Genomic DNA, 14,343 nt, shown 5'->3' on the forward strand with positions numbered 1-14,343 from the left:
GTAACACCTTCGCCAAAGCACCGGCCGCTGTGCCGCTGCTCACAGCTCGTGACAACCCCGTAAACCCGGCTCCGAAACATGGCGTGTCAGCGCGATCGGGCGCATCCTGGCTGAAGGAGAACCTCTTTGGAGCGCCTCATGAACAACCTGAAGAACACGGTTAACCTCGACCTGGCCATGCCGATCCTGTCGCGTGGCAAGCACCGGAATCCCCGCAAGGGGGCCTGTTTCATGGAGTTCGCGTCGTATCTGGCGGGGGAGCCGTGGTCGGACCACCCCTCCTGTACGCATCCACTGCTGGCCGCCGTCGCCCGCGACGTGAACGACTGCACCACCGACGCCAACCGCAATCGCCTCGCGCCGCTGATCCCGTCGGTGATCGGCCTGACCACCGACGACCCGCGGCTCTCAGCGCGCGTCACCACAAGAACCCTGTGGATCGCCCTGCCCGTGGTCTCGCAGGAACGCCAGCACATCCTGGCCGTGGCGCTGCTGGTATCCGAGCAGGTCCTCGCGGAGCTGGAGGGGCGGCCTGCGCACAGCCTGCGGCCCGAGTCGGCTTCGGCGCTCGCGCAGGTACCGGCCGCGGCGAGGTGGGCCCGCTCGTTCACGGCCCGCCCGCACCGGGGCAGACCCGATTACGCGAAGCGGACCGCGCCACGGGCGATCGCCTGCGCCGTGGAAGGCATCGCCCAGGCCTGCATCCCGAACCCGGACAACCTGCTGTACGACGTACTCGCGGCAGCCATCGCGGAATGCGAGGCCCTCCGGCCCGGGCGGCACGCCGCGTCGCCGGCTCAGCCCGTGGAGGTTGATACGTCGGTTCGTGGGTGAGCGTTCGGTGGCAACCGACACGCTGGTTCGTGGTTGAGCCGAGGCGCGTCGTACGCTGCGAGCATGGGCTCTGACGCGGCTGGCGCCACGGTTATCGGGATCGAGGCGGAGTCGGGCAGCATGCCGGCCCATCTCTGGCTGCCGCCGGGCGGTACCGGCCCAGGACTGTTGCTGCTGCAGGAGATCTTCGGCGTCTCGCCGTACATCCGTGAGCGCGCGGCGGACCTTGCCGCGCTCGGATATGTCGTGATCGCTCCGGAGATCTACTGGCGGCTGGACGACACCGAGCTGGACGAGAGTGCGGCGGATCTGGTCGACAAGGCCGCGGGGATCTTGACGCGGCTCGACTGGGATACGGCGGTCACGGATGCGGCGGTGGCGTTCGAGCACCTGCGTGGTCGGTTGGAGGTGACCGGTGGCGCTGGGTTGGTCGGGTTCTGCTTTGGTGGCGGATTGGCGTTCAACGTCGCGGCTGTGACGTCGCCGGATGTGCTGGTCAGTTACTACGGATCGGCGCTGCCGAATTTGCTGGAGCTGGCGCCTCGGGTGACTGCGGTCAGCCTGCATCACTTCGGGACGGCCGACACATATATCGATCTGGAGACCGTCGAGCGGATTCGCGCCGCTGTGACGGGGAATCCGGAGACCGAGTTCTTGTTGTACGAGGGCGCGGGGCATGCCTTCGATAACCCGCTCCCGATGTTCCACCATCCGGAAGCGTCCCGGCAGGCTTGGGCGCGGACGACCGAGTTTCTTAAGAAGCACCTACCCCTCGACTGATCGGATTTCCATGTCTCTGTACGACATTCCGCTGCACACGCTGACGGGTGAGAACACCAGCCTGACCGAGTACAAGGGCAAGGCCCTGCTGGTGGTCAACGTGGCCTCCCGGTGCGGGGCGACGCCGCAGTACAGCGGGCTGGAGCGGATCCAGCAGCAGTACGCGGAGCGCGGGTTCACCGTGTTGGGCGTGCCATGCAACCAGTTCGGCGGGCAGGAGCCGGGTACGGCGGAGGAGATCGCGACGTTCTGCTCGACCACGTACGGCGTGAGCTTCCCGTTGCTGGAGAAGGCGGACGTGAACGGGCCGGACCGGAGCCCACTGTTCGCCGAACTGACCCAGGCAGCCGACGCCGAAGGCCAGGCGGGCGACGTCCGCTGGAACTTCGAGAAGTTCCTGGTCTCCCCAGCCGGGGAGGTAGTAGCCCGCTTCCGCACCCCGGTAGACCCCGAATCCCCCGAGGTCGTAACCGCCATCGAATCCACCCTGCCGAACTAACGCGAACCTTCCGCTAGGCCGCCTTGGCGGATACGTCGGCCGCCGCCACGACGACTGTGCGCCGGCTCCCGACGCTGCGTCGATTGGTGCCACTCCGTACGGCGGTACAGGTGGTCGCCGACCTAGGCGGGTGAATTCGGGGCAATCGTCGCCGGCCCGGCTCGAAGCGCCGAAGCCGGTGGAACCGTGGTCACCCGTCCCCCTGAGTTCTTCCGAATTGTGAGGTCGGTTCGGGCCGCGTCAAGGGTTGGGAATCACCTGGCGGTGACGCTGCGCGCCCTTGACGCGGCCCGAACCGACCAAAGGTGGCAGCTATCAGGGGACGGGTGAGGTCTGGCCGGGTTTCGGGTGTCTCGCACGCTCCGCGTCGGGGTTGCCGTGAGGCCGCGCGGGACTGCCGCACGTCCGCGTCGGGGTTGCCGTGAGGCCGCGCGGGACTGCCGCACGTCCGCGTCGGGGTTGCCGTGAGCTCCGCGCGGGACTACTGCACGCTCCGCGTCGGGGTTACGCGTCATGAGGTGGAGTTGTTCCGCTCCTTGGGTGGGTTGTTCCGTGCCGTGGGTTTGGATGGTGCTCAAGGGCGACACGTTGGTGCGGTCGCGGGCATTCCGAAGGCCAATGCCGACTTTTTGCGCGACTACCCGGTTGCAACCGGGTAGTCGCGCAACAACTCGGCAGCGGGCAAACCAAACCCCGGTAGCCGCGCAAAACCCCGGCAGCCGCGCAAACCCCGGCAGCCGCGCAAACCCCGGCAGCCGCGCAAACCCCGGCAGTCGCGCAAACCCCGGTAGCCGCGCTAAAGCCCGGTAGCCGGGCCGAACGCCGGTAGCCGCGCGAAACCCCGGTCGCCGGGCGAAAGAGGCCTACGATCTGAGAGTGGCTGGCCACTCCCGAGGTGGGTTAGCCACTCGGATTCCGGGGTGGTAACCCACCTGCGCGGTGGCTGTGATGTCCAGGCCGGCGCGGCGGTAGGTGAAACCAGGCGCATCAGCCGGAGACCTCGCCCGCAGACCTGATACGTAGTGCGACCGGCGAGACGTCAGGCCGCAAAGGTCCGCAACATCGGCAAGCCGAAGCGTGGGTCGCTCAGGCCGGGTCGACGAGTGGGGGAGCGTCGTCGGGCTCGGGCGACGGGGGTGGGGTTTGGGCGGGTTTGGTGGCTAGGGCATCGGTGAGGGTTTCCGCGGTCAGGGCGATCTGCCAGGGGCGGGCGCCGTGGGTGCGGAGGAACTCGGTGAAGACGGCCAGATCCGCGTCGGCCGGTGGAGACCAGGCGAGGCGGCGGATGGTGTCGGGGGAGAGCAGGTTCTCGGTGGGGAGGCGGTGCTGCTCGGCGATCTCGCTGACCCCGGCGCGCGCGGCGGACAACCGTGCGGCCGCGTCGGGGTCGCGGTCGGCCCAGGCACGTGCCGGCGGCGGGCCGTCGTACCGGGCGCCTTGCTTCGGGAGCTCCGAGTCGGGCAGGCGGCGAGCGTGGTCGATCGCCTCCCACCAGACGCGCATGTGCCGGTGGGCGCCGCGGCCTTTGAAGGCGGTGAGGCGTTGCAGGGTGTCTCGGTCGGCCGGGATCGCGGCGGCGGCCTCGACGATCGCGGAGTCGGGCAGGATCCGGCCGGGGGAGATGTCGGCCTTGGCGGCGATTTGGTCGCGGGCTTCCCACAAGGCGCGTACGACGGCTAGGCCGCGGCGGTTGCGGATGCGGTGCATGCCGGAGGTACGGCGCCAGGGGTCGGGCTTCGGCTCCTTCGGCGGGGCCTGGAGGATCGCGGCGAACTCCTGCTGGGCCCATTCCCATTTGCCGTCGCGGCGGAGTTCGGCCTCGATCGCGTCGCGCAGTTCGATCAGCATCTCGACGTCGAGCGCGGCGTACACCAGCCAGGGGGCGGGCAGCGGCCGCGTTGACCAGTCGGCCGCCGAGTGCTCCTTGCGCATCCGGTAGCCGAGTACTTCGCTCACCAGGGAGGCCAGACCGACCTTGGGGTAGCCGAGCAGGCGGCCGGCGAGTTCGGTGTCGAAAACCGTGCGCGGCACCATGCCGACCTCGGCCAGGCAGGCCAGGTCCTGGTTCGCGGCGTGAATGATCCACTCGGCGTCGATGATCGCGTCGCCGAGGGCGGACAGATCACCGAACGGGATCGGGTCGACCAGCGCGGAGCCGGAACCGGCCCGGCGCAGTTGGACCAGGTAAGCGCGGTGTGAGTAGCGGTAGCCGGAGGCGCGTTCGGCGTCGACTGCGACCGGGCCGCTGCCACCGCGGAAGGCCTCGATCACCTCGGCCAGTTCAGGGGCGGTCTCGACCACGTCGGAGAGGCCGTCGCGCAGTTCCAGCAGCGGCAGTTCGACGGTCGGGTCCTCGGGAACCTCGGCAGCCAGGATCGTGGGTTCGTTGTCAGCCTGGCTCATCGGCCCCGCTGACCGCGCCGGGTCGGCATCGCGACCACTCCCGGCGGAACCGGCGGCAGCCCAGCCGCCGTACACAGCACGTCACCCCAGGCCTCGACGTGCGAGGTCACGTCGACCTCGTCACCGGGCTCGACGGCCACGCTCCAGGACGCGCGGATCTCGATCTCCGCCGTCGCCTCATCGTCGGCCATGCCGCCGAAACTCTCCGAAACCACGCGGGTGACGGTACCGCTCGGCGCAAGGTAGTGCGCACCGTGGTCGGCCAGCGCCTCCATCAGCCAGGTCCAGCCGACGCCGCCGAGCAGCGCGTCGGTGACCATCTCGGGCTCGACCGCGGCCCGGACGTACGCGACACAGCGGAAGGTGGATTGCCAGGCGTCGTTGCCGGCCGGGTCATAGAGCAGCACCAACCGGCCGGTGGCGACATCGTCACCCTCGACGGTCACATCGGCACTGACCGCGGCCGCGTGCGGTGCTATCCGCTGCGGCGCGGGCATCTCCTCGACGAACACTTCGGGCCGGAACCGCGCCCCGCGCAGTTGCGTCAAAGCCTCGGCGAACTCGGCGGGGGGCGCGTCGACCTGCTTGCGGGCACCCATGCTTCGCAGCCTACGGCCGATCACTCTCCGACGCCGATGGCGACGCGCCGGAAAGTATGTTCAGGCATGGGATCATGGCGGGTGTGTCCTTGCCTTCACCAACTGCGATCACACCCACCGGCGCCCAGCACGGCTCCGATTCACCGACCACCGACCTGACGCGTTCTGCCTTTCTGTTGGCGGCCCGGGGCGAACCGGTACCGCACACCCCGATCTGGTTCATGCGCCAGGCGGGTCGCTCACTGCCCGAATACCGAGCGATCCGCGAGGGCACGACGATGCTCGAGTCGTGTATGCGGCCCGACCTCGTCGTGGAGATAACGCTGCAGCCTGTTCGCCGTTACGGCGTCGACGCGGCGATCTTCTTCTCCGACATCGTGCTGCCGCTGAAGGCGGTCGGCGTGGACCTGGAGATCAAGCCCGGCGTCGGTCCGGTGGTGGCTCAGCCGGTGCGGTCGGCCGACGATCTCGACGCGATCCGCCCGGTGACACCCGCGGACGTCTCGTATGTGACCGAGTCGGTGCAGGAGCTCGTGCGGCAGCTGGGCGGGACCCCGCTGATCGGGTTCGCCGGAGCGCCGTTCACCGTCGCGTCGTACCTGGTCGAGGGGGGGCCGAGCAAGGATCACGCCAAGACCAAGGCCCTGATGCACGGCGACCCGGAGCTTTGGCACGCGCTGGCCGACCGGCTGGCCGACGTCGCGATCGCCTATCTGTCCGTGCAGGTCGAGGCGGGCGCGTCCGCGATCCAGCTGTTCGACTCGTGGGCGGGGGCGCTGTCGCCGCGCGACTACACCGAGTTCGTGCTGCCGCATTCGGCCAAGGTCTTCGATGCCCTCTCGACGTACGGCGTACCGCGCGTGCACTTCGGTGTGAACACGGGTGAGCTACTGCCGTTGATGAGTGCTGCCGGGGCGGATGTCGTCGGCGTCGACTGGCGGGTTCCGCTCGACGAGGCCGTCCGTCGGATCACCGCGGACGGATCTGCCGCCAAGCCTGTGCAGGGCAATCTCGATCCGGCCCTGCTGTTCGCGGGCGAGGGCCCGTTGGTCGCTGAGATCGAGCGGATCCTTGCCGAGGGCAAGGCCGCGCCCGGGCACATCTTCAACCTCGGTCATGGCGTACCGCCGAACGCGGATCCCGACGTTCTGCTGAAGGTGGTCCAGACCGTTCACGCGAAATCCGCCCGATGACCGGGCCACAGGTCCCGCACGTTGTCATCGTCGGCGGCGGCATCAGCGGTCTGACCGCGGCGCACGCGCTGGCGACTGGGAACAACCCGCCGCGCATCACCGTGCTGGAGGGATCGCCCCGGCTCGGCGGCAAGCTCGCGGGCGACGTACTCGAGGGCATTCCGGTCGACCTGGGCGCCGAGTCGGTTCTGGCCCGCCGGCCCGAGGGTGTCGACCTGATCAAGGCGGTTGGGCTCGGAGGCGAACTGGTCCATCCGGCGACGACCAAAGCGGGTTTGTGGGTCGGCGACGGCATTCACGCCATCCCGCCGACCGTGATGGGTGTTCCCGCCGAGGCGGGCGCGGTCGCGGACGTGCTCGGGCCGGATGCGGCCGCGCGGGTGGCCGCGGAGGCGGGCCTGCCCGCGCCGGGGCTGACCGAAGATGTCTCCATCGGCCGGTACGTCGCCGAGCGCATGGGGCAAGCCGTCACGGACAAGCTGGTGGATCCGCTCCTCGGCGGGGTCTACGCCGGTCGCGCGGAGGACATCTCGCTCGCAGCGGCGGTCCCGGACCTGTTCGCCCGTCTAGCCGACGCGCCGTCGGTACTGGCGGCCACGGCGGATATGCAGGCCGCAGGCAAGAAGCGCGCGCCCGGGCCGGTATTCGCAGGTGTAAGGGGTGGCGTCCACAAGCTCATCACTGCGCTCGCCGACGACCTCAAGGCTCGGGGCGTCGAGATCCAGACCAAGACGACCGTACGGCGCGTGTCGCGCGCGGCGCAGGGTTTCACGCTTGAGACCGGTCCGGCCGTCGCGCCCGTCTTGGTCGAGGCCGATGCGGTTGTAGTGGCTGCACCGGCTCTACCCGCCAGCCGGATGCTTGCCGACGTGGTCCCGTCGGCAACCGCGGAACTGGCTTCGGTGGAGTACGCGAGCATGGCGATCGTCACCCTGGCTGTACGGCGTGAGGCCTGGCCGGAGGGCGCGAGCGGTTCCGGCTTCCTAGTGCCGTCGGTCGAGGGCCGAACGATCAAGGCGTCGACGTATAGCCACGCCAAGTGGGAGTGGAGCCGCGAGGCCAGCGGCGACCTTTTAGTCCTTCGGGCCTCGGTGGGACGCCTAGGCGAGGAATACGTCCTGCAGCGGTCCGACGAGGAACTAGTCGCCCTAGCCGCGTCAGACCTGCGCAAGGCCATTGGCCTGGATACGCCGGTGGTGGCGTCGCTAGTGACTCGCTGGGGCGGTGCGCTCCCGCAGTACTCCGTGGGCCACCTGGACCGGGTCGACCGGGTTGAACGAGCCGTCGCCGCCATACCGGGGTTAGCCGTCTGTGGGGCGGCGTACCGGGGTGTAGGGATCGCCGCCTGTGTGGCGTCCGGCACGCGCGCAGCCACCCGGGTGCGTGACCATCTTGAGCCGTTGGTCAGAATGAAGGCGTGACCGAGACCGTAGAAGGCACCGCCAAGCCGAAGGCCCGCGAGCTGAACAACGTCATCCGCTACACGATGTGGTCGGTCTTCAGACTGCACACGCCCATCGGGGACGTGGACCGCGGTGTACTGGCCAGCGGCGTCCGGAAGGCCATCGAGGCGGTGGCCGAGGACGACGTGGTCGTGCGCGGCTGGTACGACGTGGCCGGTTTCCGGGCCGACGCCGACTTCATGGTCTGGTGGCACGCTCCGACGCCTGACGCGCTGCAGAAGGCCTACCACAAGCTGCGCCGGACTTCGCTCGGCCGCAGCCTGGAGCCGGTCTGGTCGCAGATGGCGTTGCACCGCCCGGCCGAGTTCAACAAGAGCCACATCCCGGCCTTCCTGGCTGACGAGACTCCCCGTGAGTACATCTGCGTCTACCCGTTCGTGCGGTCATACGAGTGGTACCTGCTTCCCGACGAGGAGCGGCGCTTCATGCTCGCCGAGCACGGCAAGATGGCCCGTGGCTACCCGGACGTCCGGGCCAACACCGTGGCCTCGTTCGCGCTCGGGGACTACGAGTGGATGCTGGCGTTCGAAGCCGACGAGCTGTACCGCATGGTCGACCTGATGCGTGACCTGCGCGCCTCGACTGCCCGCCGGCACGTGCGCGAGGAAGTGCCGTTCTACACCGGTAAGCGGACCGAACTCGCCGAGCTGATTGCCAACCTCGCATGAGTCCGTCTGGCATAAGACGCAGGGCCTTCCCGGTGCTGTACGTAAGCAACGTGAGGCGCTCTGTCGCGTTCTACACCAAGCTCGGCTACGAGCAGGTCTACCAGTTCCCACTGGAGGGTGACCCGCATTACGTCGGCCTAGAGCTCGGTGGAGAGTCCTCGCTGGGTATTGCCGACTACAACTGGCCCGAGGCGCAGCTAGGCGTCACAGTCGGCACGGCGCCCCGGTTCGAGTTGTTCGTCTACGTGGAGGACGTCGAGGCCGAGGTGGCCAAGATGCGCGAGGCCGGCTACGAGATCATGCAGGCCCCCGCGAACATGCCGTGGGGAGAACGCCAGGCCTACGTAGCCGACCCCGACCGCAACCCCGTAGCCCTAGCCACCCCGATCTAACCGTCGAGGGTGGAGAGGGGGCGGCTTGATGGTTGCACCGTCGCGTTCCGCCGTCGTCGGGACCTTGCGCGCCGCCGGTTGTGTGTTCGCTGAGGATGAGGCCGACCTGTTGATCGGTACGGCGGCTACGGGCGCGGTGTTGACCGCGATGATCGCCCGTCGGGTCAGCGGCGAACCACTCGAGCAGGTCGTCGGCTGGGCTTTGTTCCGCGGGCTGCGGATCTCGCTCGATCCTGGCGTCTTCGTACCGCGCCGGCGGTCCGAGTTCCTCGTCGAGCAGGCGATCCACCTCAGCCCGCGCCAGCGCAAAACCGTGGTGGTCGACCTCTGCTGTGGCTCGGGCGCCCTCGGGATCGCCTTGGCGGACGCGCTGGATGACGTCGAGTTGGTCGCGGCCGATGTGGATCCAGCCGCGGTTCGCTGCGCTCGACGCAATGTCGAGGCGGTTGGTGGCACGGTCTTCGAGGGAGACCTGTTCGCGCCGTTGCCGCCGGATCTGGCCGGTCGCGTCGACGTACTGCTTGCGAACGTTCCGTACGTGCCGACCGAGGCGGTGGCGTTGATGCCGCCCGAGGCCCGGCTGCACGAGCCACGGGTCGCGCTGGATGGCGGCGCGGACGGCCTCGACGTACTGCGCAGGGTGGCCGCCGAAGCGCCCGGATGGCTGGCGCCTGGCGGCCACCTGCTGGTGGAGACGAGTGACCGCCAGGCCGCTGAGGCCACCCAGGTGATGGCGGCCGGCGGCCTGACCGCGCAAACGACGTACGACGAGGACCGCGGCGCCACCGTCGTGATCGGCCACAAGGCCGAGCCTCGGCCGACCGGTAGAGCCGACCGGTAGAGCCGACCGGTAGAGCCGACCGGTAGAGCCGACCGGTAGAGCCGACCGGTAGAACCGGCCGGAAGGTCAGGCCGGGTCGAGCGTCAGGCTGACCGAGTTGATGCAGTAGCGCAGGTCGGTGGGCGTGCCGTAGCCCTCGCCCTCGAAGACGTGGCCGAGGTGGCTGCCGCAGTTCGCGCAGCGCACCTCCACCCGCTTCATACCCATCGAGACGTCCTCGATGTACTCCACCCGCTCCTCGGCCAGTGGCGCGAAGAACGACGGCCAGCCGCAGTGCGAGTCGAACTTGGTCTCGCTGCGGAACAACTCCGCCTGGCAGGCCCGGCACCGGTAGACGCCGATGGTCTTGGTACCGGTGTACTCACCGGTGTAAGGCCGCTCGGTGCCGGCCTGGCGGAGCACCTGGTACTCCGCCGGGCTCAGCTGGGCTCGCCACTCGTCGTCCGACTTCTCCACCACGTACTTGCGCTGGGTGTCGTCTGTCATGCCGGACCTCTCCTCCTAGCGCGAGCCCGCCACCGATCAGGGGAACGGCCACCACCTCGGTACCGGGGTGACCCGCACGACCTGCGGGTCGTGGTCGCTGATCTGGTCGGGGAACTCGCTGTTCATGTGCACGATGTCGTACGCGTGACCGGGCAGCAGGTTCCTGGACATCAGGATCTGGTCGAGGATCTGGCTGTTGCCCTCGAACACGTAGCTGTACCGTTCCGCATCTTTCAACGTACGCGGTAGATCAATCAGAGCGGTATTACCGCTTCCTACCAGGATGTCCGTGGTCTCGGCGAAGTCGAAATCGTTGATGTCGCCGAGCACGATCACATTCGCACGAGCGTCCTTGCTGAGGATCTGGTCCACGAAGCCCCGCACCGACCGGGCCTGCTGGTGCCGCTTGACCTCACTGCTGCGCACCGGCGGCTGCGTACGGCCCCACAGCGGGTCGTCCCCACCCTTGGAGCTGAAGTGGTTCGCCACCACGAACAGCGGATCGCCCAGCCAGGTGAACTCACCCGCGAGCGGAACCCGCGCCGCGGCCCACGCCGGGTTGGCCGGGTCCACGCGACCGGGGGAGGCGCTCAGCTGGAGCTTGCCATGCTTCTGTACGACGGTGGTGGCGACGGTCGAACCGCCTCCGGGGCGGTCCACGAACCGCACCGGCCGGTCCTTGCGGAACAGGAAGGCCACCCGGATGTTGCCACCCGGCTCACCACCCTCGGCGTTGTTCACCGGGTCGATCTGACGCCACTGGTACGCCGGCCCGCCCGCCGCGCGAATGGCCGCGGTCAGGGTATTCAGCGTGACGTCGGCCGCGGTGGTGCCGCTGTTGACCGCGCCGTCGTTGTCCTGCACCTCTTCCAGCGCCAGGATGTCCGGTGAGGCCAGGTTCTGCACGATCGCCTGCGCCAGGCCGTTGAACTTCGCCGGGCCGTCGCTCGGATCGAGGTTCTCCACGTTGAAGGTGGCCACCGAGATCTGCGCGGCGTGCGAGGCGCGGGTCTTCTCGCGCTGCAGCCCGCCGTCCACGACGGTCGGGGTCTGGCTCACCTGCAGCTTGAAGTTGCCGAACGAGTAGTCGAGCACACCCGTCACGACACCGGCGAGCTTGTCGCCCACCTTGGCGGTCGGGATCGGCGCGAGCACGTCGTCGAGCATGATCCGCTCAGGGTTGTTGTCGTCCTTCAGCAGCACAATGCCGCCGCGCACGGTCCGCGTACCGGAACCGGCCGGGACCACCGGCAGTTCACCGAAGGAGCTGCGCAGGCCGGTCACGCCGGGCTGGTCGAGGCCGAGCCACATGCCCTCAAGGGATTCCCAGAAGTCGATGCCGTCGGTAGCCGGCTCGTAGGTGCCGGTCGTCTCGACATCGCCGTTCGAGTCGTCCTCGATCACCTTGGCCGGCGGAACGCGACCACCCGGGCCGACGATCGTTGCCGCGGGCACCGGCGCCGTACCGGTGATGGTGACCTCGGGCTGGGTCAGTTCGGTGATGGTCAGGTTGTCGCTGCCACCCGAACCACCCGGGCGGAACTCGGTGACCTTGCCCTTGACGACAACACTGTTGCCAACAACAACGGACGGCGCGGAGCCGGTGAAGACGAACAGGCCGTCGCTGGTGGCCGGGTCCGCGTCGGGCTCGGGGTCCTGGAACCAGAAACCGTTCGTGGTCTTGGCGGTGACGACACCCGTGACGTTGCCAACAAACTGGCCGTTCAGCGGCGACAGGTGCGTCGCGCCCTGGATCTGGTGGATCCGGGCGTCGACCGGATCCGGGTCCGGGGGAGTGCTGGTCAGGGTCTTCGGCGTCGGGGGCACGGCCGCGAACTCGGTCGAGTTGTTGTCGGCGTCGACGGTCGGCACCTTGCGGGTGACCGAGGTGGTGTTCGACGGAGCAGGCGCGGGGGCCGTCTCACTGGAGGAGGCGGTGGTGCCGTAGCCGACGAAGTCGACGACGCCGGGCAACGTGGCGCAGCCGGTCGAGCAGGTCAGGCTGGTGGTCGACGAGACCAGGGCCACCTTCCCGGCGGTGCCCGACATGTTCACGGTGCCGGTCGCGTCGGGCGTCGGCAGCGGTACGCCGTTGGCGCCGCCGGTCGCACCCTGCGCGAGGTAAACGCCGCCCGGGGCGATCGTGCCGCTGAGGTTGATCTTGTTGGTCCAGCTGCTGCCGGTCGCCGACGCGTACTGGATGGACCAGCCGGTCAGGTCGACGGCGGCCGAACCGTTGTTGGTGAGTTCGATGAAGTCGTGCGTGTGCGAGGCGCCGGAGTTGCCGCCACCGCCGTACACCTCGGTGATGACGACGGTGGACGACGCGGCCAGGGCGGGGGTGGTGCCGAGGACGCTGACGCCGGACAAGACAAGGGATGTGGTGACCGCTACAGCGCCGAGGCGCCGCGGTCGTTGCAGGGCGGACATGCGGGGGATTCTCACACCACAATTTCCCGGCGTCGAGGCCCAATGGGTGAACAAGCGGCACCGATTTCGCCGTACCGCCCGGAAAACCTTGTGCGGGTTCCCCGGGCGGTGACGGAGGTCAAACGATCAGTTGACGCTCACCGCGGACCAGGCCGCCGCGACGGCGTTCTGCTCCGCCGAGCCGGCGCCGTACAGGTCGCGGGCCGCGTTCAGCGTGGCGGTGCGAGCCTGCGCGTAGGTGGTGCCGGTGGTGAAGTAGGTGGTCAGCGCGCGGTACCAGATCTTGCCGACCTTGTCCCGACCGATGCCGCCAAGGGTCGAGCCGTTGCAGGTGGGCGAGTCGTGGTTCAGGCCGCCGAACACCTTCGGGCCGCTGCCTTCGGCCAGCAGGTACGCGAAGTGGTTCGCGACGCCGGACGAGTAGTGCACGTCGAGGCTGCCGATGCCGGAGTACCAGCAGTCCTTGGATTTGCCGTCGCGGCTCGGCTTGTCCATGAAGCGCAGCGCCGGGCGGTCCTTCATGATCTCCTCGCCGATGTAGTAGTCACCGGGGTCGGAGGCGTTGCCGGCGTAGAACTCGACCAGGCTGCCGAAAATGTCGCTGGTGGCCTCGTTCAGACCACCGGACTCACCCGAGTAGGTGAGGTTCGAGGTGGCCGTGGTGACGCCGTGGGACATCTCGTGCCCGGCGACGTCGATCGACACCAGCGGCCCGGCCACGACACCGTCGCCATCGCCGTACGTCATCCGCTTGCCGTCCCAGAACGCGTTCACGTAGTTGGTGCCGAAGTGCACCCGGCTCTCGACACCCTTGCCGTCGTTGAAGATGCCGTTCCGGCCGTGGTTGACCTTGAAGTAGTCCCAGGTCTTGGCGGCGCCGTAGTGCGCGTCGACGGCGGCGGTCTGCCGGTTGGTGTTCAGGCCGTTGCCCCAGTGGTTGTCGGCGTCGGTGAACCTGACCGCGACGGGACAGCCGATACCGAAGATCTGGCACCAGATGGAGTCGGTCTTGTTCTGGGCGTCGGTGGTGAAACCGTTGCCGCGAACCGGGTCGGTCAACGTGAAGCCACCGGTGACCGGCGTGGTGTCGATCCCGACCGTGCCCGAGTACAGGCTCTGGCCGTCACCGCCCGCGGTGTGCACGTGCTGCTCGCGAACCAGCGTCGCACCCGTGAGCGCGTCGACCGTGGTCGAGACGTCGCTGGGCGTGCCGTCGGACTGTACGCCGTGCGACCTGATCTGGTACGCGAGACGCGGCGCACCCTTGCGGGCCTCGATCACCAGGCGCGGCTTGCCCTCGGCCTTGTACCCCTTGGCGATGGCCTTGCCGGTCGCCTGGGCCACGCTCAGCTTCGGCGTACGGGCGACGTTGGCGGAGCCGGTCTGCGAGAGGCTGGCCTCCTTGAACGAGCCGTCCTTGGTCTGATGTACGACGACGTCGCCACCGAGTACGGGCAGACCCGCGATCGTCCGGTCCATCCGGACGTGGCTGGTGCCGTCCTTGTCGATCGAGACGTTGCGGACCAGGAAGGCGTCGGCGCCGGTCGCGCGCAGGGCGGCGAGGCGGTCCGGGATGGCCGCCTTGGCGTGCGCGACGGCCTCGGCGGGCGTGGGATTGGGAGCGGCTGGTGGCGCTCCGTTGGCAGTGGCCGGACCGGTGAGTCCGAGTGCGGTCGCGGTCGCCACGGCGGTGGCGGCGGCGAGGAGGGCGGATTTCTTCATCCCCATGCTCCTTCGAGAGTGACCCGGACGCCT

General features: G+C 68.8%; 13 protein-coding genes. 8 read left to right on the forward strand and 5 right to left on the reverse strand.

Annotation, left to right across the window (positions count from 1 at the left end):
- Positions 1-138: 138 nt before the first annotated feature.
- The 3 genes from ACFFGN_RS15180 (at position 139) to ACFFGN_RS15190 (ending at position 2,113) form a co-directional block, all read left to right on the forward strand.
- Positions 139-834 carry a hypothetical protein gene (locus ACFFGN_RS15180; RefSeq protein WP_380047817.1) on the forward strand — a complete coding sequence of 232 codons (696 nt, stop codon included), beginning with the start codon at positions 139-141 and terminating at the stop codon, positions 832-834.
- 63 nt (positions 835-897) lie between these two features.
- Entirely contained in the window at positions 898-1,614 is a 717-nt protein-coding gene (locus ACFFGN_RS15185) for a dienelactone hydrolase family protein (RefSeq protein WP_380047819.1), read from the forward strand.
- Between the two features lie 10 nt (positions 1,615-1,624).
- On the forward strand, positions 1,625-2,113 hold the full coding sequence (locus ACFFGN_RS15190) for a glutathione peroxidase (protein ID WP_380047821.1): 489 nt from the start codon (positions 1,625-1,627) through the stop codon (positions 2,111-2,113).
- 1,086 nt (positions 2,114-3,199) lie between these two features.
- Here the strand turns inward: ACFFGN_RS15190 and ACFFGN_RS15195 are convergent.
- Together ACFFGN_RS15195 and ACFFGN_RS15200 are read right to left on the reverse strand one after the other, a co-directional pair.
- Positions 3,200-4,516, reverse strand: coding sequence for a ribonuclease D (locus ACFFGN_RS15195; protein WP_380047823.1), 1,317 nt, complete (start codon positions 4,514-4,516; stop codon positions 3,200-3,202).
- Positions 4,513-5,115 carry a DUF3000 domain-containing protein gene (locus ACFFGN_RS15200; protein WP_380047825.1) on the reverse strand — a complete coding sequence of 201 codons (603 nt, stop codon included), beginning with the start codon at positions 5,113-5,115 and terminating at the stop codon, positions 4,513-4,515. Before ACFFGN_RS15200 ends, ACFFGN_RS15195 begins: the two co-directional genes overlap by 4 nt.
- 74 nt (positions 5,116-5,189) lie before the next feature.
- Between ACFFGN_RS15200 and hemE the strand changes: the two genes are divergently transcribed.
- Genes hemE through ACFFGN_RS15225 form a run of 5 tightly spaced genes read left to right on the forward strand, consistent with a single transcriptional unit; the run spans position 5,190 to position 9,672 of the window.
- The gene (gene hemE, locus ACFFGN_RS15205; protein WP_380047827.1) at positions 5,190-6,308 is read left to right on the forward strand and encodes a uroporphyrinogen decarboxylase; all 1,119 of its coding nucleotides are present in this window, start codon (positions 5,190-5,192) and stop codon (positions 6,306-6,308) included.
- Positions 6,305-7,729, forward strand: coding sequence for a protoporphyrinogen oxidase (gene hemG, locus ACFFGN_RS15210; RefSeq protein WP_380047829.1), 1,425 nt, complete (start codon positions 6,305-6,307; stop codon positions 7,727-7,729). The genes hemE and hemG overlap by 4 nt, the downstream gene beginning before the upstream one ends.
- Complete coding sequence (gene hemQ / locus ACFFGN_RS15215) at positions 7,726-8,439, forward strand: hydrogen peroxide-dependent heme synthase (protein WP_380047831.1); 714 nt, start codon at positions 7,726-7,728, stop codon at positions 8,437-8,439. The genes hemG and hemQ overlap by 4 nt, the downstream gene beginning before the upstream one ends.
- Positions 8,436-8,831, forward strand: coding sequence for a VOC family protein (locus ACFFGN_RS15220; protein ID WP_380047833.1), 396 nt, complete (start codon positions 8,436-8,438; stop codon positions 8,829-8,831). Before hemQ ends, ACFFGN_RS15220 begins: the two co-directional genes overlap by 4 nt.
- 28 nt (positions 8,832-8,859) lie before the next feature.
- Positions 8,860-9,672 carry a putative protein N(5)-glutamine methyltransferase gene (locus tag ACFFGN_RS15225; protein WP_380047835.1) on the forward strand — a complete coding sequence of 271 codons (813 nt, stop codon included), beginning with the start codon at positions 8,860-8,862 and terminating at the stop codon, positions 9,670-9,672.
- A gap of 66 nt (positions 9,673-9,738) precedes the next feature.
- Here the strand turns inward: ACFFGN_RS15225 and msrB are convergent, their stop codons facing one another.
- From msrB to ACFFGN_RS15240, 3 genes are all read right to left on the reverse strand, one after another.
- Positions 9,739-10,158 (reverse strand): peptide-methionine (R)-S-oxide reductase MsrB, encoded by a 420-nt coding sequence (gene msrB / locus ACFFGN_RS15230; RefSeq protein ID WP_380047838.1) that lies wholly within the window; start codon positions 10,156-10,158, stop codon positions 9,739-9,741.
- Positions 10,159-10,194: 36 nt separating this feature from the next.
- Positions 10,195-12,588 carry a DUF8508 domain-containing protein gene (locus ACFFGN_RS15235; protein ID WP_380047840.1) on the reverse strand — a complete coding sequence of 798 codons (2,394 nt, stop codon included), beginning with the start codon at positions 12,586-12,588 and terminating at the stop codon, positions 10,195-10,197.
- A gap of 126 nt (positions 12,589-12,714) precedes the next feature.
- Entirely contained in the window at positions 12,715-14,310 is a 1,596-nt protein-coding gene (locus ACFFGN_RS15240; protein ID WP_380047842.1) for a M4 family metallopeptidase, read from the reverse strand.
- Positions 14,311-14,343: the final 33 nt, after the last annotated feature.

It is taken from the genome of Kribbella deserti, from assembly GCF_042434725.1.
Taxonomy (GTDB): Bacteria; Actinomycetota; Actinomycetes; order Propionibacteriales; family Kribbellaceae; genus Kribbella; species Kribbella deserti.